Source organism: Citrobacter sp. wls708, assembly GCF_005281255.1.
GTDB lineage: Bacteria > Pseudomonadota > Gammaproteobacteria > Enterobacterales > Enterobacteriaceae > Citrobacter > Citrobacter werkmanii.
This window is the reverse complement of record NZ_SZXE01000010.1, coordinates 1-20,361: the sequence shown is the minus strand read 5'-3', so window position 1 is coordinate 20,361 and position 20,361 is coordinate 1. Positions and strand designations below refer to the sequence as shown.

Below are 20,361 nucleotides of genomic sequence, written 5' to 3'. Positions count from 1 at the left end.
TTTTATTTGCCAGATTTATCCTGATGCGTAAACTCTTAACAATACGCTTTCAAAAGGATTTTTAAATTTATGACAACCTTCTACACCGTGGTGAGTTGGCTGGTCATTCTGGGTTACTGGGTACTCATTGCTGGCGTCACATTACGCATTCTAATGAAGCGACGCGCAGTGCCCTCCGCAATGGCATGGCTGTTGATCATCTATATACTGCCATTGGTAGGGATCATAGCTTATCTGTCCTTCGGTGAACTCCACCTGGGTAAACGCCGCGCCGAACGCGCCCGGGCAATGTGGCCTTCCACGGCCAAATGGCTGAACGACCTCAAAGCCTGTGAACATATTTTCGCACAGGAAAACAGCAGCGTTGCTTCTTCATTATTTAAGCTGTGCGAGCGTCGTCAGGGAATCGCCGGCGTTAAGGGGAATCAACTGCAGCTGCTCACCAGTTCCGATGACGTGATGCAGGCGCTGATCCGTGATATTCAACTGGCGCGTCATAATATCGAGATGGTGTTCTACATCTGGCAACCGGGAGGTATGGCCGATCAGGTTGCCGAGTCGTTAATGGCGGCCGCCAGAAGAGGCGTTCACTGCCGCCTGATGCTGGACTCTGCGGGCAGCGTGGCATTCTTCCGCAGCCCGTGGGCGGCGATGATGCGTAACGCGGGTATTGAAGTCGTCGAAGCCCTCAAGGTTAACCTGATGCGTGTGTTTTTGCGCCGGATGGACCTGCGCCAACACCGTAAGATGGTGATGATCGACAACTATATTGCTTATACCGGCAGCATGAACATGGTCGACCCGCGCTTCTTTAAGCAGGATGCGGGCGTGGGTCAATGGGTCGATTTAATGGCGAGAATGGAAGGACCTGTTGCCACCGCGATGGGCATCGTCTATTCCTGCGACTGGGAAATTGAAACCGGGAAACGCATTTTACCCCCGCCACCGGACGTCAATATCATGCCGTTTGAGCAGGCCAGCGGTCACACCATTCACACTATCGCCTCGGGACCAGGTTTCCCTGAAGATTTGATCCATCAGGCGCTATTAACCGCTGCTTATTCGGCGCGTGAATATTTAATTATGACCACGCCCTATTTCGTCCCCAGCGATGATTTACTGCATGCGATCTGTACGGCCGCACAGCGTGGGGTCGACGTCAGTATCATTCTTCCGCGTAAGAATGATTCCCTGCTGGTTGGCTGGGCAAGCCGGGCCTTTTTCACCGAACTGCTGGCTGCGGGCGTCAAAATATATCAGTTCGAAGGCGGCTTGCTGCACACCAAGAGCGTACTGGTTGATGGCGAACTGAGTCTGGTCGGTACCGTTAACCTGGATATGCGCAGTTTGTGGCTGAATTTTGAAATCACGCTGGTTATTGATGACGCAGGATTCGGGGGCGACCTCGCCGCAGTGCAGGATGATTATATTTCTCGTTCACGCCTTCTTGACGCTCGTTTGTGGGTAAAACGACCACTCTGGCAGCGGATTGCCGAGCGACTGTTTTACTTCTTTAGCCCGTTGCTGTAAAACGTGCCAATCAGACAGTAAACAGGTAGTCATTATGGATATGGATTTGAACAACCGCCTGACCGAAGACGAAACGCTTGAGCAGGCTTACGATATTTTTCTCGAACTGGCTGCGGACAACCTCGATCCGGCAGATATCATTCTGTTCAATTTGCAGTTTGAAGAGCGCGGCGGTGCAGAATTATTTGACCCGGCAGAGGACTGGCAGGAACACGTCGATTTTGACCTGAATCCTGACTTCTTTGCCGAAGTGGTGATTGGTCTGGCAGATACAGAAGACGGCGAGATTAACGATATTTTTGCCCGCGTTCTGTTGTGTCGCGAAAAAGACCACAAGCTCTGCCACATTCTCTGGCGCGAATAATTAAAAAAAGCTGCTCTCGCAGCTTTTTACTTTTAGCCCGGTAATTTGCTTCCGCACCGGTTACAAAACTGCGCGCTGTGCTCATGCTGACTTTGCTGACACTGCGGACATTTACGCTGATTCTGCCGATGCTGGAACGCACTGCTCATATGCGTCGTTATCAAACCTGTCGGGATCGCAATCACGGAATAACCGATCAAAATCAGCACTGACGCTACCATGCGCCCGAGCGGCGTGTGGGGCGTGATATCGCCATAGCCGACGGTGGTTACCGTGACGATGGCCCAATACACTGATGCATTCAGCGTACTAAAACCATATTTGGGTCCTTCAATCAGATACATTAGCGCGCCGAATACAATCATCAGAATGGCAATAAATGAATAGAACAAGATTAGCTGATGCCGGGCGCTTTTTATTGCGCTCCAGAATATACGCAGAGAAGGCATAAAGCGCAGCAGTTTGAGAATTCGCAGGACACGCAGGACACGCATCGCCCGCCAGGCGAAAACATAACTCAGACTGATTTCCGGCCATAACCACATCACATACAGTGGCAGAATGGTGGCAAGATCAATAATCCCCCAGAAGCTAAATACATATTTAGCGGGATTAGCCCAGCAGCATAATCGCAACAGATATTCGAGAGTAAAGACCAGAGTGATAAAGACTTCAAGCCAGACAAATACGCGCCACTCCTCAAAGGTCAAATGGTATTGCGTCCCGACCCCGGACTCAACGAAGATAACAATCACGCTGAGCAGCGCGAACAGTGCGCACATACCTTCAAAACGGCGCCCCGAGCGTGTGTCTAAATCAAATAATGTACGATAAAGCGTACGGCGAACAGAAGAAACTAAGCCAGACACTAATACCTCACCAAAAAGAAGGGCTGACCTTTGTCAGCCCTCTCGATTATAGCGGGTCTACTTTCAGGCAGGAAACGGCGTGTCGAAAACTGCCTTCGAGTACCGGGCGTGTTTTTGCACACTCTGGTCCGGCAATCGGGCAGCGCGTACGGAACACACAGCCCGAAGGAGGATTAATCGGCGACGGCAACTCGCCTTCCAGCAACTGGATAACTTTGTTCCTTTCCATGTCCGGATCGGGGATCGGCACAGCAGACATTAGCGCTTTGGTATAGGGGTGCAGCGGATTATGGTACACCTCGTCATAGGTGCCTAATTCCACTGCGTGTCCGAGATACATCACCAGTACGCGATCGGAGATATGCTTAACCACCGCCAGGTCGTGGGCAATGAAAATTAATGACAGCCCCATTTCACGCTGTAGCTGCTGCAGGAGGTTGACGACCTGGGCCTGAATGGATACGTCCAGCGCAGAAACCGGTTCATCACAGATAATCAGTTTCGGTTCGAGAATCAGCGCGCGGGCAATACCGATACGCTGACATTGGCCGCCGGAAAACTCATGCGGGTAACGGTTAATCAGGTTTGGCAGCAACCCAACCTTCATCATCATTGCCTTCACGCGGTCACGGACTTCCTGCCCCGGCAGTTTCGGATGATAAGTCCGCAGCGGCTCGGCAATAATTTCACCAATGGTCATACGCGGGTTTAATGACGCCAGCGGATCCTGGAAAATCATCTGGATATCACTGCGCACCTCACGCCATTCATCAGGTTTCATACCCAACAAATCTTTCCCCAGCCAGGCGACCTTTCCATCAGTGGCTTTCACCAGACCGATAATCGCCCGAGCAAAGGTCGATTTTCCGCAGCCGGATTCCCCCACCACGCCAAGGGTTTCACCTTCATACAATCGCAGGGTGACGCCATCAACCGCTTTCAGGGATTTCGACGGTTGCCAGAACCACTGCTTACCATCCTTAATGTCGAAATGAACTTTGAGATCGGCAATTTCAAGGAGTACTTTTCGTTGTTCGGTGACCGTATTCATACCAGTTCCTCCACCGGTTTAAAGCAGGCGCGCAGACGGCCCGGACTAAATTCCTCCAGTGGTGGGGCACTGCTACAGATTTCCATCGCATGCGGGCAGCGCGGCTGGAACGGACAGCCTTTTGGCAGACGCAGCAGGTTCGGCGGATTGCCCGGGATAGTCAACATCTCTTCCCCTTCGGCGTCCAGACGCGGTACGGCATTCAGCAAACCAATTGAATACGGATGAACAGGCTTATAAAAGACATCCCGTGCACTGCCATATTCCATGGTTCGTCCGGCATACATCACCAGCACTTTGTCACAAATACCGGCGACAACCCCCAGATCGTGGGTGATCATGATAATTGCGGTGTTAAATTCACTTTTCAGTTCATTCAGCAGCGTCATAATTTGCGCCTGTACCGTAACATCGAGCGCGGTAGTCGGCTCATCGGCGATCAATAATTTTGGTCTGCACAGCAGCGCCATGGCGATCATTACGCGCTGACGCATTCCGCCAGAGAATTCATGCGGATACATTTTCATGCGCTTGCGCGCTTCCGGCATTTTCACCGCATCCAGCATTTTTACTGACTCTTCAAACGCTTCTGCTTTACTCATGCCTTTGTGCAGCATGAGCACTTCCATCAGTTGCTCTCCGACCCGCATGTACGGATTCAGAGAGGTCATCGGATCCTGAAAAATCATTGAGATTTGCTCGGCGCGCAGTTTGTTCAGCTCGTGCTCCGGTAAATTCAATATTTCACGCCCGTTAAACGTAGCGGAACCTCCGATACGGCCATTCGCCGCCAGCAGCCCCATCAGGGCAAACGCGGTTTGCGATTTGCCCGAACCGGACTCACCCACAATACCCAACGTTTCTCCGGCTCGCAGGGAAAAGTTTAAATCGTTTACTGCAGTAACATCGCCATCGGGGGTGGCAAACGTCACGCGCAAATCCTTAACGTTCAGCAGTGCGTTAGCCTGTTGTTGCGCGAGCGGCGCGGTTGCGGTCTCAATTACGCTCATGGCGGCGCTCCTTAACGGTCTTTCGGGTCGAGGGCATCACGCAGGCCATCGCCAATAAAGTTAAAACAGAACAAAGTAACCACCAGGAAACCGGCCGGGAACAGCAACAGCCATGGCGATACTTCCATTGAGTTGGCGCCATCACTCAGCAATGCGCCCCAGCTACTTAACGGCTCCTGCGTCCCTAATCCCAGAAAACTCAGGAAAGACTCAAACAGGATCATGCTGGGCACCAGCAACGAGGCGTAGACCACCACAACCCCCAATACGTTTGGCACAATATGACGGATAACGATGCGCACGGTAGACACCCCGCCGACTTGCGCCGCCTCAATAAACTCTTTGCGCTTCAGACTCAGCGTTTGTCCACGCACGATACGCGCCATATCCAGCCAGGAAACCATTCCGATAGCGACAAAAATCAGCAGGATGTTTTGCCCAAAGAAGGTCACCAGCAGGATAACGAAGAACATGAATGGGAAGGAGTTGAGGATTTCCAGCAGGCGCATCATTACCGAGTCAATTTTACCGCCGAGATAACCCGACAAAGAACCATACAGCGTGCCAACCACGACCGCCACCAACGCGGCGGCAATGCCAACCATCAGCGAGATGCGCCCGCCAATCGCCACACGCACCAGCAGGTCGCGACCCGATGAGTCGGTGCCAAAGTAGTGCCCGGACTCCATATCCGGCGCGCTGGACATCATTCCCCAGTCGGTATCAAAGTAGGTAAACTGCGACAGCATTGGCGCCAGCGTCACAAACAGCGCAATAATCACCAGCACCACCAGGCTTGCCACCGCCGCGCGGTTATGCATAAAACGGCGACGCGCGTCCTGCCACAGGCTGCGACCTTCGACCTCCAGCTTTTCACTGAAATTCTCCAGCGCTTCGCTGTTTTTCTTACTTAACATCATAGCGAGCTCCAGTATCAGTAACGAATCTTCGGATCGATAACGGCATACAGCACATCGACAATCGCGTTAAACACGATAGTCAGCGTACCGACCAGAATGGTCAGACTCAGGACCAGCGAATAATCGCGATTTAAGGCGCCATTGACGAACAGTTGCCCAATGCCCGGCAAACCATAGATGGTTTCAATGACCATTGAACCAGTGATTATGCCGACAAATGCCGGTCCCATATAAGACAGCACGGGTAGCAGCGCAGGTTTTAACGCATGGCGGAAAATAATCCGCCGCATCGGCAGCCCTTTGGCGCGCGCGGTACGAATAAAGTTTGAGTGCAGCACTTCAATCATTGAGCCGCGGGTAATACGGGCGATACTGGCGATATAGGCGAGCGATAACGCCACCATCGGCAGGATCATAAATTTCAACGCCCCGCCGTTCCAGCCACCGCCGGGCAGCCATTTCAACGTTATGGCGAATATCATGACCAATAAGGGAGCAACGACGAAACTGGGGATAACCACCCCGGTCATCGCGACCCCCATTACCGTGTAGTCCCAGCGCGTATTTTGCTTCAGCGCGGCGATCACCCCAGCACTAACGCCGACGAGCACCGCCAGAATAAAGGCCGCTGCGCCAAGCTTCGCTGACACCGGAAAACTTGAAGCGACAAGGTCGTTAACCGTGTAATCTTTATATTTAAAGGATGGACCAAAATCGCCATGCGCCAGTTGTTTCAGGTAGCTGAAATACTGTGTGGAGATGGGATCGTTGAGATGATATTTCGCTTCTATATTAGCCAGCACTTCTGGCGGCAATGCGCGTTCCCCGGTGAATGGGCTTCCCGGCGCAAGGCGCATCATAAAGAATGAAATCGTAATAAGAATAAACAGCGTCGGAATCGCTTCCAGACAGCGACGTAATATAAATTTCAACATAACCCGTACCTTCCGGCGTGTGCCTTTATACCCGTCATACTTCCAGTCGCAGGTGCGTTGGCTTTCTCACTCACCCCGGTCACTTACTACTCGTAAGCTTCCGGGGATTCGTTGCGTCGCCGCCTTCCTGCAGCTCGAATTATTTAGGGTATCCCCCTTTTCATTCGAAGAGGTGTGAATAGTGCGATGAAAAAAGACACTGTGGGGCAAAATTGATTGCCCCACGTCTTGCCATTAATGCTTGATAATATACAAGTCTTTTACATGGATATTATCCATCGGGTCTTTACCGGAGTATCCGCCAACCCATGGTTTCACCAGGCGGGCGTTAACATAGTAATAAACCGGTACAATCGCAGAATCTTTATCCAGTTGCTGTTCCGCTTTCGAATACAGCTCACTGCGCTGCGCTTCATCTGTCACTTTCAGGGTATCTGCAATCAGCTTGTCAAATGCAGGGCTCTTATAGTGAACCGTGTTGTTGGAGCTGTCGGACAGCACCATATTCAGGAAGGAAGTCGGCTCGTTATAATCCGCGCACCAGCCCGCACGTGAAACATCATAGTTGCCCTGATGACGCGTATCGAGGAATGTTTTCCACTCCTGGTTTTCCAGCTTGACGTTAGCGCCCAGATTTTTCTTCCAGATAGAAGCTGCGGCGATAGCCAGCTTCTTGTGCAGGTCTGAGGTGTTATACAGCAGGTCAAAGGTCAACGGTTTTTCAGCGGTATAACCGGCTTCAGCCAGCAGTTTCTTCGCTTCTTCATTACGTTTTTCCTGTGACCATTTGAACCACTCTGGCTCAACCAGTTTCGCGCCATCGGTGTAAGGAGGCGTAAAGCTATAGGCAGGCAGGTCGCCCTGGTTTTTCACTTTGTTGACGATGATGTCACGATCCATCGCCAGCTTCAGAGCGGTACGAACACGAACATCGTTGAACGGTGCTTTCTGGTTGTTGATTTCGTAATAATAGGTGCACAGATACGGGTCAACGTGAACTTCGTTCGGGATCTCTTTTTTCAGTTTCTGGAATAACTCGATCGGCATGTTGTTATAGGTCATGTCGATTTCACCGCTGCGATAGCGGTTAACGTCAGTCACTTCAGAAGAAATTGGCAGGTAGGTCACCTGGTTAATAACGGTTTTGGCGTTGTCCCAGTAGTTGGTATTACGCTCAAGCACAATGCGCTCGTTAACCACCCAGTCCTTCAGTTTATACGCACCGTTAGTGACAATGTTGGCGGGCTGAGTCCACTTATCGCCGTATTTTTCAACGGCGGCTTTAGGAACCGGTGAAACGGAAGAGTGCACGAGCAGTTTGTAGAAATAAGGAACAGGTTCGCTCAGGGTTACTTCAAAAGTATGATCATCAATCGCTTTCACACCGAGATCGGTGACTGGCTTTTTACCGGCGATGATGTCATCAATATTGACGATATGACCGTACTGCAAATAACTGGCGTACGGTGAGGCAGTATTTGGGTTAGCCAAACGTTGCCAGCTGTACACAAAATCTTGCGCGGTAACAGGTGTACCGTCAGACCATTTAGCATCTTTACGCAGATGGAACGTCCAGACTTTAAAATCTTTATTGTCCCATTTCTCAGCCACGCCCGGCGATGGTTTGCCATCGACATCGCTGATTAATAAACCTTCAAACAGGTCCCGGTTAATGTTGGATTCCGGCACCCCTTCGATTTTATGTGGGTCGAGAGACTGAACTTCCGAACCGTTATTACGCACCAGAGTCTGCTTTTCAGCAAGCTGCACACCCGCTGGCACAACTGCCGCTGTGGCCACATTTCCAGCGATTAGCGCAGTGAGGATCCCCGCAGCTACTAAACTTTTTTTAGTGATGTTCGTCATTGTGTTTGTACTCCCTCATTATTATGGCTGGTTTTTTAACCAGACTGTTAATCCTGTCAGGATCCCTGTACGGCACCGGAGATTTTCTGCCGTCAGGTGGTTTATTGTTTTACTGCTTGCTATCACCGACTTTATTTATTCTGGCGATTCGTACGACCGCCTTGCGTCGATTATCTAGGTGTCTCCCCTGCCGGAAACACGCTATTACCCTGTTGAGAGAAACCAAGTGAAAATCATTCTCATCAACGTCAATTCTTCTGCAAAATACCTGGCCGGAAAGTACCAAATGCGTTTCTTCACCGCCAATACATTTTACAAATTTGTTAACCAATTCTCTTTTATTAGAAATAAATCTCACTGGAAAAGGCTTACGAATGAAATCTCATAGCAATAAAACATTAATAATCAATGAATTGCCTGATGGGCATAGTTGACGTCCCTGTCCGGTATCAACACGATGCCAAAATGCACATAAATTTAACAATTGATTATTAATTAGCACATTCATCTAAAAAAAACGCTGAAATAACTAATAACATTTCGATAATCCCACAGCAAGCCCCAGAGTATGATGTTAATAAAATAACAGCAATATCGTGCTCCCTCTGACGTAGTGCTGAGTGTTATATCCATAAAATCAATGAATAACTAAATCGTTAACCATCAGCATTTTTCATTACTGTTATGCTGATTATCAACTTTAGTGAGAAGTTTTACTGATAATGAAAGGAAACGGAGCCAACAGCGGCTCCGTTTATACTGAAGAAGGAATATCAGGCAAGCAAACCGGGGAAAATGGATTTGATACCAGTAACAATGAATTCAATCCCTAAGGCCATGAGTAACAGCCCCATAATACGCGTAATGACGTTGATCCCCGTTTGCCCCAGCAAGCGCACTAACCACGGCGCCATGCGAAACAGCCCCCAACAACACAAGGCAAACAACGCAATCGCGATAAAAAAGCCAAACAGATTAATCGCACTGTGGTAACGCGTCCCCCAAACGATGGTCGAGCTAATTGCCCCCGGTCCCGCCATCAGGGGCAATGCCAACGGCACCACGCCAATGCTTTCACGAATGGCGGTTTCTGATTTTTCCTGTTTGTTCTGCTTATCTTCGCCAAGTTTGCCACTAATCATCGACATCGCGATAGTCACAACCAGAATACCGCCGGCAATCCTGAACGAATCTATAGAGATACCGAAAAGTTGCAGGATACCGTCGCCCAGGAACAGCGAAGTCCACAGGATGATAGCGACCGACAGGTTTGCCGTGAGATTGGTTTTGTTTCGCGCAGCCGCAGTTTGGTAGCTGGTCATACTGATAAAGACCGGGATGATCCCTACCGGGTTAACCAGAGCAAATAACCCAATAAAAAATTTAAAATAAACAGGAAAATCAAATAGCGTTTGGATCACGGTTAGCTCCGAAGCGTTAGCCGGATAAAATGAGTCATAAAAATTGGAAAAATCCGCGCTGAAGATACGCCTTTTGTCAGCATACTTCACCTTCTATCTGCGTATATCTACGTAAATACGCTACTAATACTTAGTGTTATTAATATGTATTAAATATGCTAATGTGATTAGCATTCATCACCTCAATTTTTTAACACTTACCGAGAAACGCTAAAAGGGCCTGCTGAAAGGAGTCAGCTTTGCGAAATCTTGATCCAGATCACGCAATTACTACTCAGAAGTGAGTAACCTTGCTTACGTCCCCTGGAGGTAAAGCGTAAAAGTTATCTGGCGCTTGCGTATAAGCTCTTTTAGTAAATCAAGGTAAAGTGGACGTTAATTAACCGTTTGATTTTCAAACCGTTACACAAATTTTCGTCGGTCTGTCTATACTCTCGTATCGAGCAGATGATTTACTAAAAAAGTTTAACATTATCAGGAGAGCATTATGGCTGTTACTAATGTCGCTGAACTTAACGCACTTGTAGAGCGCGTAAAAAAAGCCCAGCGTGAATATGCCAGTTTCACTCAAGAACAGGTTGACAAAATCTTCCGCGCCGCCGCTCTGGCTGCCGCAGACGCTCGAATCCCTCTCGCGAAAATGGCCGTTGCCGAATCTGGCATGGGCATTGTCGAAGATAAAGTGATTAAAAACCACTTTGCTTCTGAATACATTTACAACGCTTACAAAGATGAAAAAACCTGTGGAGTGCTGTCTGAAGACGACACTTTCGGTACCATTACTATTGCTGAACCGATTGGTATCATCTGCGGTATCGTTCCAACCACTAACCCGACTTCTACTGCTATCTTCAAATCGCTGATCAGCCTGAAGACCCGTAACGCCATCATCTTCTCTCCGCATCCGCGTGCTAAAGATGCCACTAACAAAGCTGCTGACATCGTTCTGCAAGCGGCAATCGCTGCTGGCGCACCGAAAGACTTGATCGGCTGGATCGATCAACCTTCCGTAGAACTGTCTAACGCGCTGATGCACCACCCGGACATCAACCTGATCCTTGCCACCGGTGGTCCAGGCATGGTTAAAGCGGCATACAGCTCCGGTAAACCGGCAATCGGCGTAGGCGCAGGTAACACCCCTGTTGTTATCGACGAAACCGCTGATATCAAACGTGCTGTTGCATCTGTTCTGATGTCTAAAACCTTCGATAACGGCGTAATCTGTGCTTCTGAACAGTCTGTTGTCGTGGTTGACTCTGTATACGACGCAGTACGTGAGCGTTTCGCCACTCACGGCGGCTACCTGCTGCAGGGCAAAGAGCTGAAAGCTGTTCAGGACGTGATCCTGAAAAATGGCGCGCTGAACGCCGCTATCGTTGGTCAGCCAGCCTACAAAATTGCTGAACTGGCAGGCTTCTCCGTACCAGAAACCACTAAGATTCTGATTGGTGAAGTTAAGGTTGTTGACGAAAGCGAACCGTTTGCTCACGAAAAACTGTCTCCGACGCTGGCTATGTATCGTGCGAAAGACTTCGAAGACGCAGTGGACAAAGCTGAAAAACTGGTTGCGATGGGCGGTATCGGTCATACCTCTTGCCTGTACACCGACCAGGATAACCAGCCAGAACGCGTTGCTTACTTCGGTCAGATGATGAAAACCGCGCGTATCCTGATCAACACCCCTGCTTCTCAGGGTGGTATCGGTGACCTGTACAACTTCAAACTCGCACCTTCCCTGACTCTGGGTTGTGGTTCCTGGGGTGGTAACTCCATCTCTGAAAACGTTGGTCCTAAGCACCTGATCAACAAGAAAACCGTTGCTAAGCGAGCTGAAAACATGTTGTGGCACAAACTTCCGAAATCTATCTACTTCCGTCGTGGCTCTCTGCCAATCGCGCTGGATGAAGTGATTACTGATGGTCACAAACGTGCGCTGATCGTGACCGACCGCTTCCTGTTTAACAATGGCTATGCTGACCAGATCACCTCTGTTCTGAAAGCGGCTGGCGTTGAAACCGAAGTGTTCTTTGAAGTTGAAGCTGACCCGACTCTGACCGTTGTTCGTAAAGGCGCTGAGCTGGCTAACTCCTTCAAACCAGACGTGATTATCGCGCTGGGTGGTGGTTCCCCGATGGACGCCGCGAAAATTATGTGGGTTATGTACGAACACCCGGAAACCCACTTCGAAGAACTGGCGCTGCGCTTTATGGATATCCGTAAACGTATCTACAAGTTCCCGAAAATGGGCGTGAAAGCGAAAATGATCGCCGTCACCACCACTTCCGGTACCGGTTCTGAAGTAACACCGTTTGCGGTTGTGACCGACGATGCAACCGGTCAGAAATATCCGCTGGCTGACTACGCCCTGACCCCGGATATGGCGATTGTCGATGCCAACCTGGTGATGGATATGCCGAAGTCCCTGTGTGCGTTCGGTGGTCTGGATGCCGTTACTCACGCTCTGGAAGCTTACGTTTCCGTACTGGCTTCTGAGTTCTCTGACGGTCAGGCTCTGCAGGCGCTGAAACTGCTGAAAGAAAACCTGCCAGCGTCCTACCACGAAGGTTCCAAGAACCCGGTAGCCCGTGAGCGTGTACACAGTGCAGCGACCATCGCCGGTATCGCATTTGCGAACGCCTTCCTGGGTGTATGTCACTCCATGGCGCACAAGCTGGGTTCTCAGTTCCACATTCCTCACGGTTTGGCGAACGCCCTGCTGATCAGCAACGTTATTCGTTACAACGCGAACGACAACCCGACCAAACAGACAGCATTCAGCCAGTACGACCGTCCGCAGGCGCGTCGTCGCTATGCTGAAATCGCCGACCACCTGGGTCTGAGCGCACCGGGCGACCGTACTGCCGCGAAAATCCAGAAACTGCTGGGCTGGCTGGACGAAATCAAAGCTGAACTGGGTATTCCTAAGTCTATCCGTGAAGCTGGCGTGCAGGAAGCTGACTTCCTGGCACACGTTGACAAACTGTCTGAAGATGCGTTTGACGACCAGTGTACTGGTGCTAACCCGCGTTATCCGCTGATTGCTGAGCTGAAGCAGATTCTGCTGGATACCTACTACGGCCGTGAGTACAGCGAAGGTGAAACCACCGCTAAGGCTGAAGCAGTAGCTGCACCGAAAGCTGAGAAAAAAGCGAAGAAATCCGCTTAATTCCTTCAGAAAAGTTTTAGTCTGACTATAAACGGTCCCTTTTCGGGACCGTTTTTTTTGCACCTTACACGACCAAAATCAGGTAATACCTGACTCAACCACTTGTAAGATATGGCCTGGTGAAGATTACTTGCAGGGAGGAAGCCAGGATGGCGTCAGAAGAGCGTGTGACAGGGTAGAGACACGCATGAATGGTTGTGGCCTACCCTGTGTTTATAAGCGCCCAGAAGCGCATAGGGTTAATCGTGGCTGTGTCGTTCTTGTATTGCCGTCAGAGAGCCTTCAGACTGCGCTTGCTTATAATGCTTACGGCATACCGACACATAGCGCTCGTTTCCGCCTATAACCACCTGCTCGCCTTCGTTAAAAGGTCTTCCGGCCTGATCAAGACGTAGCACCATGCTGGCCTTACGGCCACAGAAGCAAATAGTTTTTAATTCAACCAGCTTATCTGACCACGCAAGCAGGTATTCACTGCCGCAGAATAGCTCACCACGAAAATCGGTGCGTAAACCGTAACACAACACGGGAATATCCAGCCGATCGACAACTTCAGATAATTCATAAACCTGTTGTCGCGTCAGAAACTGAGACTCATCAACCAGTACACAGTGAATTCTTTGCTGCGCATTGTCGGCGCGAATCTCTTCGAACAATGATGAATTTTGGTTAAACAATTTTGCAGGTGACGACAGACCTATACGTGAACTTACTTTTCCAGTGCCAAAACGGTCATCAATTTCCGCTGTATATACTACAGCGCGCATTCCACGTTCCTGATAATTGTACGAAGATTGCAGCAATGCAGTCGACTTACCGGCATTCATTGCAGAATAGTAAAAATATAGCTGTGCCATTGACCGTAGGCCCTCATCTGGGGAAATAAATATGGGCGGGATTGTAGCATATTTCACGAACATGTCGGTGCAGCGTTGCCCCGAAAGACGTATAAAGAAGCGTACCGATTCGCTCAGTGCCGCCTTAATAACCAGAGAATGCAGGTGCTCTTTATGGCTGGGAGTATGATAGCGCGACGTCTTAACCCAAACAGGCTGGGGCTGAACCGTATATACACATTCTTTCACAAATAGTGCTCATGAAATTGATCGGCCTCGCTTATCAAGGGTCGACAATTAAGAAACCGTTCCCTTATTGTTATTGAATCGCCCCACCGCCGCCATGTAATAGCGAATTCACGTAAGCAAAACTAATACAAAAGGTTGAAATCACTGCAAAGTGATACTATTTGAACACGATAAAATGTGACCTGAATCTTGAATTTTTACTCTCAACCGTTGAGAAGCCCCCCCGCCAATAAGCCTTTTTTATGCCCAACATCACGGAGAATTTAAGACAGAGGAATTAATTCTGATACTAAATAAAGCGCAATTTTGAATTCCTTACATTCCTGGCTATTGCACAACTGAAATTATCGCTCTATTATTAGCTCAACAAACCACCCCCAATATAAGTTTGAGATTACTACAATGAGCGAAGCACTTAAAATTCTGAACAACATCCGTACTCTTCGTGCGCAGGCAAGAGAATGTACTCTGGAAACGCTTGAAGAAATGCTGGAAAAATTAGAAGTTGTAGTTAGCGAGCGTCGTGAAGAAGAAAGCGCTGCCGCTGCTGAAGTTGAAGAACGTACTCGTAAACTGCAACAATATCGTGAAATGCTGATTGCTGACGGTATTGATCCGAACGAGCTGCTGAATAGCATGGCTGCTGTTAAATCTGGCACCAAAGCTAAACGCGCTGCGCGTCCGGCTAAATATAGCTATGTTGACGAAAACGGTGAAACTAAAACCTGGACTGGCCAGGGTCGTACACCGGCTGTGATCAAAAAAGCGATGGAAGAACAAGGTAAACAACTGGACGATTTCCTGATCAAGGAATAATTCAGAAATGGTTTGCTTAAAATCCCGCCACTGGCGGGATTTTTTTTACCTGTACTTCGCATGGCCCCTACCCGGATTAGGTATAAAAAAAACGGCGCTGGATTAACAGCGCCGCTCTGACCTGATAATTACTGGCGGTTACTTCTTAATACCCATCTCTTCTTCCAGCCAGGCTTTAAATTCAGCGCCGAGGGTATTATGGCGAATACCATATTCAACGAACGCCTGCATATAGCCCAGCTTATTACCACAGTCATGGCTTTTGCCCTTCATGTGATAGGCTTCAACCGTTTCTTTTTCAATCAGCATATCGATAGCGTCAGTGAGCTGAATTTCGTCACCCGCTCCCGGAGGCGTTTTTGCCAGCAGAGGCCAGATATCCGCACTGAGAACATAGCGGCCCACGACTGCCAAATTAGATGGCGCAACATTCGCTTTCGGCTTTTCAACAACGCCAACCATCGGCACGCTTTCGCCCGGCGCTAATTCAACGCCTTTACAATCCACTACGCCATAAGCGGTAACATCTTCTACGGGCTCGACCATAATCTGGCTGCTGCCGGTTTCATCAAAACGATGAATCATTTCGGCGAGGTTTTCACGGGATAAATCTGATTCATATTCATCCAGAATTACGTCTGGCAGAATAACCGCAACCGGTTCATCGCCAACAACCGGGTGCGCGCACAATACTGCGTGACCCAGACCTTTAGCCAGCCCCTGACGTACCTGCATAATAGTGACATGCGGCGGACAAATAGATTGCACTTCTTCCAGCAGCTGACGTTTTACACGTTTTTCCAGCATAGCTTCTAACTCAAAGCTGGTATCGAAGTGGTTTTCAATGGAATTTTTAGACGAGTGAGTTACAAGTACAATTTCAGTGATACCCGCAGCAATACATTCGTTTACCACGTACTGAATTAATGGCTTATCAACCAACGGTAGCATCTCTTTCGGGATTGCCTTCGTAGCCGGTAACATCCTGGTTCCTAATCCCGCAACCGGGATAACGGCCTTTTTGACTTTTGAATTAATAGCAGCCATTTAAAACTCTCCTGGACTGTTCATGTATTGAACGTGTTCATCAATCTGTATCGCATCCAAGTATATCAGTACAGCGGTAAGCCTCTGGTCTGAAAAGGACGCACGTCGGTATAATTAAGACAAATACGAATAAATCTGGCGCTGATAGTAGCACTCGCAGCATGAGGGAGGTGAAGCAATTTCATTCCTCCCTCGCTCAATTGTTCATTCCGCAGACAACATCAGGCGCAGGCGACCACCCGCCCCCCAAATTTGGCACTGCCATGACTCACAGCGCTGGCTCAACTGATTAAGATAGGTATTGCCAAGCGTTCCCAGCGGTACGCCATTGCTGATTTGTACCTGATGGGAACCGGTATTTAATGTCGCATTCAGTCCTGCTGATACCAGAATCAGGTTTTTTAACCCGCTGTGGTAATACCCTACCAGCAAGGGAAACTGGCCGGGTAAATTAGCCTGACGCAGCAAATGGTTCACCTGTTTCAATAATGCCCCTAACTCTGGCAGCCGCTGATTTTGTTGCGTCAGTTGCTCCTGCAGCAAACCGTTAAATAGGGCTCGCAGTAATAATGCGGCCAGCACGCCATTATCCCCTGCCCGCGTGACATCCAGACAATAAAAAGCAAGGTCGTGATCCGACAGCGGCGCAATATCCAGCACCAGTCCCGGTTGATCGGCGGCAACCAATTGCCGATAGTTTATGCGACATTGTGAAATCACTTGCGATACAGGAGGCTGTAGCTCCTGCAACAGCTTTGCAGCAGCAGCAGGATCGTCCACCATGGCATCCCAGTCGCGAAACAGCCGCTCTTCTTCTTCAACCCGCGAATTGAACATATTGGGATACAGGCACGCAAAAACCGTTTCTCGCAGACGATTAAGATCCTTCACCGGTTTCAGAAGAACGTCGTCCACACCGAGTCGCAGCGCTTTGGCTATATCAGACATGTTTTCCGTCGCTGAAATCACCAGTATTGGCGTTTGATCGCCCCGATTGCGTAAATACTCAACCAGTTTAAGACCGTTCATTCGTGGCATTGCCAGGTCGCAGATCATCAAGTCAGGCGTAAAATGGCCAAGTAAATCCAGTGCTTCAAGCCCATCGCCGGCCACCGCCGTTGTCGCTCCCAAAGAGGAAAACCATGAGTCCATGAGTGAGCGGAATACCGGCTCATCCTCAACGATAAGAATCTGTTTTCCGACCAATGGCTGCGTCATATTCTCCCCCCTGACTGGCTTTAATAAATAGTGGCATGCTATTGCTACTCACGCCTGTCAGATTTAACTTAAGTATTGATAAAAAATGCCTAGACGTTGGTCTTCACCAGAGGTAGAAGCTCATCCATTTTCTTCTCAACCGCCAACTGCCCGGCAGCAATTGCTGCACTGGCGCGGTGGAAATCCAGCGTGGATATTTGCGGACAAAACGGCTGAATCAGGATATCAGGCGGGTCACCAGCCATACGGTTACGTTTCAGACGATTTTCCAGAACCTGAATAGAGGTTGTCATGATCTCCATCGCCGTCGGCGCGGTCACTGTCCGCCTCGCCGTAATGTTGCTCAGACGCTCTTTCAGACGGCCATGCCATGAGAGTTCGTCAGCGCCATCGCCTGATTCAGCATCGCTACTGACGTTGAAGGAGAGTAAATCTTGCTGCATAAGGTGCGCATCGTGTTGCAGGTCGACCGCAATAACGATATCGGCGCCCAGCGCACGCGTCAGGGAAACGGGGACGGGATTCACCACCGCGCCATCGACCAACCAGTAGCCATTATGCGCTACAGGAGACATCAGACCAGGAATACTGCAGGATGCCCGGACAGCCAGGTGCAAATCACCTTCGGTGAACCAGAGTTCCCGACCCGTACTTAAATTGGTTGCAACAGTTGCGAAACGGCGTGTGCATTGTTCAATCGCTTCTACCGGCATGACATTACGGTACTGGTTGAACACACGTTCTCCGCGCAGTAGTCCTCCCCTGCGCCAGGAGAGATCCATCAGGCGTAAGACGTCCCAATAACTGAATGAACAAACCCACTGTTCGAGTGCAGACAACTTATTGCAGGCGTAGGCAGCGCCAACCAGCGAACCAATGGAGCACCCTGCCACAATATCAACATCAATCCCCATATGCTTAAGGGCTTTAATCACGCCGATATGCGACCAGCCGCGCGCCGCGCCGGAACCTAGCGCCAGCCCAATTTTAATTTTTCTCATTGTACGTACAAACTTCCCCTGGCTTGCAGACGTAGCAACATCGCTACCGCTCAGTTAACATAGTGCCACCCTGGCGTTTTTACGCCGTTTTTTTATTCCAGGGAGTACTTTGTGTCTCAGCTTTGTCCCTGTGGTAGCGCTGTCGAGTATAGCCTATGTTGCTACCGTTATGTGTCCGGCGCGCAAGTAGCACCTACGCCGTCACACCTCATGCGTTCTCGTTACTGCGCTTTTGTGATGAAAGACGCAGATTACCTTATCAAGACCTGGCATCCGGACTGCCATGCCGCTGCGTTTCGTGACGACGTTATCGCAGGATTTACGCATACCGAATGGCTGGGGCTGACCGTTTTTGAGCAACACACGGCAGATTCAGAAAATATTGGCTACGTCAGTTTTGTCGCGCGGTTTTCTGAACAGGGAAAAACTGGCGCAATTATCGAACGCTCTCGTTTTTTAAAAGAAAACGGTCAGTGGTACTATATAGACGGTACACGCCCTCAAATTGGACGAAACGACACCTGCCCTTGTGGCTCGGGTAAAAAATTTAAGAAGTGCTGCGGCTAATCAACGCCCGACAGTATCAATTTTGCAAACATTCTCAATAGGATCACCGCTGCAAATGCATTCATTACAACGAAAAGTGCTGCGTACTATTTGCCCGGACCAAAAAGGTCTGATCGCGCGCATTACAAATATCTGTTACAAGCATGAACTGAATATCGTGCAGAATAATGAGTTCGTGGACCACCGTACCGGGCGCTTTTTTATGCGTACCGAGCTGGAGGGCATTTTTAATGATGTCACGCTGCTTGCCGATCTTGATAGCGCCTTACCAGATGGTTCCATCCGTGAATTAACGCCGGCAGGACGCCGCCGTATCGTTATTTTAGTGACCAAGGAAGCGCATTGTCTGGGCGATCTGTTAATGAAGGCCAATTATGGCGGGCTGGATGTTGAAATCGCTGCGGTGATCGGTAACCACGAGACGCTGCGTCCTTTGGTTGAGCGCTTTGATATTCCGTTTGAACTGGTCAGTCACGAAGGTTTAACCCGTGACGAACACGACCAGAAAATGGCCGATGCTATCGACGCGCACCAACCTGATTATGTCGTGCTGGCAAAATACATGCGCGTACTGACGCCGACCTTTGTTTCACGCTTCCCGAATAAGATTATCAATATTCACCATTCATTCCTGCCGGCATTTATTGGCGCTCGCCCATACCACCAGGCTTACGAGCGCGGGGTGAAGATCATTGGCGCAACGGCCCACTATGTGAATGATAACCTCGATGAAGGCCCTATCATTATGCAGGACGTAATTCATGTTGATCACACCTACACCGCAGAAGACATGATGCGTGCCGGCCGTGACGTTGAAAAAAATGTATTAAGTCGCGCGCTGTATCAGGTTCTGGCTCAACGCGTATTTGTTTATGGTAACCGAACGATCATTCTGTAATCGATTGATAATTTAATTGGTTACCTTTACATCTTTACGCGTAAAAATCAGGCAACCAGTTCTTTTTTATCAACGGAATACTTTACAGGGGCGCATCATCTGTTATGATGCGCCCCGCTTCCAACAGAAGCGGGCCAGTAATAAGCATTACCCCGTGGTGGGGTTCCCGAGCGGCCAAAGGGAGCAGACTGTAAATCTGCCGTCATCGACTTCGAAGGTTCGAATCCTTCCCCCACCACCATCTTTTCATAAAGCATCGACACCCAATCCAACTGCAGTTTGTCATATTCTTCCCATGCGGGAAGGATGAGAAGCTTCGACTAAGATTCGATTCGAGCGTCAGCGAGAAAGCGTTGCCGCAGGCAACGACCCGAAGGGCGAAGCGCGCAGCGCGGAGTCATCCTTCCCCCACCACCATCATTTCCCTGTCGCACTTCAGCAAAATCAAACCTTATTGCACTATATTCTGCCCATGCGGGAAGGATGAGAAGCTTCGATTAAGGTTCGATTCGAGCGTCAGCGAGAAAGCGTTGCCGCAGGCAACGACCCGAAGGGCGAAGCGCGCAGCGCGGAGTCATCCTTCCCCCACCACCATCA

17 protein-coding genes, 1 tRNA gene and 2 other RNA genes are annotated in these 20,361 nt (G+C 49.6%); 9 read left to right on the top strand and 11 right to left on the bottom strand.

Going from position 1 to position 20,361, the window contains the following annotated elements:
- Positions 1 to 69 precede the first annotated feature (69 nt).
- On the top strand, positions 70 to 1,530 hold the full coding sequence (gene cls / locus FDW97_RS05010; RefSeq protein WP_038641094.1) for a cardiolipin synthase: 1,461 nt from the start codon (positions 70 to 72) through the stop codon (positions 1,528 to 1,530).
- A 34-nt stretch (positions 1,531 to 1,564) separates the two neighbouring features.
- Positions 1,565 to 1,894 (top strand): HI1450 family dsDNA-mimic protein, encoded by a 330-nt coding sequence (locus FDW97_RS05005; protein ID WP_003020691.1) that lies wholly within the window; start codon positions 1,565 to 1,567, stop codon positions 1,892 to 1,894.
- Positions 1,895 to 1,926: 32 nt separating this feature from the next.
- On the opposite strand, the gene FDW97_RS05000 is transcribed toward FDW97_RS05005, so the two are convergent.
- The 7 genes from FDW97_RS05000 to ychE all read right to left on the bottom strand — a co-directional run bounded on the left by FDW97_RS05000 (position 1,927) and on the right by ychE (position 9,966).
- Positions 1,927 to 2,763 (bottom strand): ion transporter, encoded by an 837-nt coding sequence (locus FDW97_RS05000; RefSeq protein ID WP_038641095.1) that lies wholly within the window; start codon positions 2,761 to 2,763, stop codon positions 1,927 to 1,929.
- 46 nt (positions 2,764 to 2,809) lie between these two features.
- Entirely contained in the window at positions 2,810 to 3,814 is a 1,005-nt protein-coding gene (oppF, locus tag FDW97_RS04995; RefSeq protein ID WP_006684288.1) for a murein tripeptide/oligopeptide ABC transporter ATP-binding protein OppF, read from the bottom strand.
- A complete protein-coding gene (gene oppD, locus FDW97_RS04990; protein ID WP_038641097.1) occupies positions 3,811 to 4,824 on the bottom strand; it encodes a murein tripeptide/oligopeptide ABC transporter ATP-binding protein OppD in 1,014 nt (337 codons plus the stop codon). The genes oppF and oppD overlap by 4 nt, the downstream gene beginning before the upstream one ends.
- An 11-nt stretch (positions 4,825 to 4,835) precedes the next feature.
- A complete protein-coding gene (gene oppC, locus FDW97_RS04985) occupies positions 4,836 to 5,744 on the bottom strand; it encodes an oligopeptide ABC transporter permease OppC (protein WP_008784950.1) in 909 nt (302 codons plus the stop codon).
- Positions 5,745 to 5,758: 14 nt separating this feature from the next.
- Complete coding sequence (oppB, locus tag FDW97_RS04980) at positions 5,759 to 6,679, bottom strand: oligopeptide ABC transporter permease OppB (RefSeq protein ID WP_003020708.1); 921 nt, start codon at positions 6,677 to 6,679, stop codon at positions 5,759 to 5,761.
- 234 nt (positions 6,680 to 6,913) lie between these two features.
- On the bottom strand, positions 6,914 to 8,545 hold the full coding sequence (oppA, locus tag FDW97_RS04975) for an oligopeptide ABC transporter substrate-binding protein OppA (protein ID WP_069324647.1): 1,632 nt from the start codon (positions 8,543 to 8,545) through the stop codon (positions 6,914 to 6,916).
- A gap of 773 nt (positions 8,546 to 9,318) precedes the next feature.
- Positions 9,319 to 9,966 carry an NAAT family transporter YchE gene (gene ychE, locus FDW97_RS04970; protein WP_038643209.1) on the bottom strand — a complete coding sequence of 216 codons (648 nt, stop codon included), beginning with the start codon at positions 9,964 to 9,966 and terminating at the stop codon, positions 9,319 to 9,321.
- A gap of 487 nt (positions 9,967 to 10,453) precedes the next feature.
- Here ychE and adhE point away from each other — a divergent pair, with 487 nt between their 5' ends.
- On the top strand, positions 10,454 to 13,132 hold the full coding sequence (gene adhE, locus FDW97_RS04965; RefSeq protein WP_038641104.1) for a bifunctional acetaldehyde-CoA/alcohol dehydrogenase: 2,679 nt from the start codon (positions 10,454 to 10,456) through the stop codon (positions 13,130 to 13,132).
- A gap of 239 nt (positions 13,133 to 13,371) precedes the next feature.
- Here adhE and tdk read toward each other — a convergent pair whose 3' ends face one another.
- A complete protein-coding gene (gene tdk, locus FDW97_RS04960; RefSeq protein WP_038641106.1) occupies positions 13,372 to 13,989 on the bottom strand; it encodes a thymidine kinase in 618 nt (205 codons plus the stop codon).
- A gap of 630 nt (positions 13,990 to 14,619) precedes the next feature.
- Here tdk and hns point away from each other — a divergent pair.
- Positions 14,620 to 15,033: a histone-like nucleoid-structuring protein H-NS gene (gene hns, locus FDW97_RS04955; RefSeq protein ID WP_003020723.1), complete on the top strand. Its 414-nt coding sequence runs from the start codon at positions 14,620 to 14,622 to the stop codon at positions 15,031 to 15,033.
- A gap of 138 nt (positions 15,034 to 15,171) precedes the next feature.
- Here the strand turns inward: hns and galU are convergent, their stop codons facing one another.
- The 3 genes from galU to rssA all read right to left on the bottom strand — a co-directional run bounded on the left by galU (position 15,172) and on the right by rssA (position 18,299).
- Positions 15,172 to 16,080, bottom strand: coding sequence for a UTP--glucose-1-phosphate uridylyltransferase GalU (gene galU / locus FDW97_RS04950; protein WP_038641107.1), 909 nt, complete (start codon positions 16,078 to 16,080; stop codon positions 15,172 to 15,174).
- A 204-nt stretch (positions 16,081 to 16,284) separates the two neighbouring features.
- Complete coding sequence (gene rssB / locus FDW97_RS04945) at positions 16,285 to 17,298, bottom strand: two-component system response regulator RssB (RefSeq protein WP_038641109.1); 1,014 nt, start codon at positions 17,296 to 17,298, stop codon at positions 16,285 to 16,287.
- An 89-nt stretch (positions 17,299 to 17,387) separates the two neighbouring features.
- Entirely contained in the window at positions 17,388 to 18,299 is a 912-nt protein-coding gene (rssA, locus tag FDW97_RS04940) for a patatin-like phospholipase RssA (protein WP_038641111.1), read from the bottom strand.
- Between the two features lie 111 nt (positions 18,300 to 18,410).
- Here rssA and FDW97_RS04935 point away from each other — a divergent pair, with 111 nt between their 5' ends.
- The 5 genes from FDW97_RS04935 to FDW97_RS04915 all read left to right on the top strand — a co-directional run bounded on the left by FDW97_RS04935 (position 18,411) and on the right by FDW97_RS04915 (position 20,358).
- Positions 18,411 to 18,866 (top strand): YchJ family protein, encoded by a 456-nt coding sequence (locus tag FDW97_RS04935; protein ID WP_137350719.1) that lies wholly within the window; start codon positions 18,411 to 18,413, stop codon positions 18,864 to 18,866.
- Between the two features lie 55 nt (positions 18,867 to 18,921).
- Positions 18,922 to 19,764 carry a formyltetrahydrofolate deformylase gene (gene purU, locus FDW97_RS04930; RefSeq protein ID WP_006684274.1) on the top strand — a complete coding sequence of 281 codons (843 nt, stop codon included), beginning with the start codon at positions 18,922 to 18,924 and terminating at the stop codon, positions 19,762 to 19,764.
- A 156-nt stretch (positions 19,765 to 19,920) separates the two neighbouring features.
- A tRNA-Tyr gene (locus FDW97_RS04925) sits at positions 19,921 to 20,005 on the top strand.
- Positions 20,006 to 20,049: 44 nt separating this feature from the next.
- Positions 20,050 to 20,181, top strand: a non-coding RNA gene (locus FDW97_RS04920) — RtT sRNA.
- 45 nt (positions 20,182 to 20,226) lie between these two features.
- Positions 20,227 to 20,358, top strand: a non-coding RNA gene (locus FDW97_RS04915) — RtT sRNA.
- Positions 20,359 to 20,361: the final 3 nt, after the last annotated feature.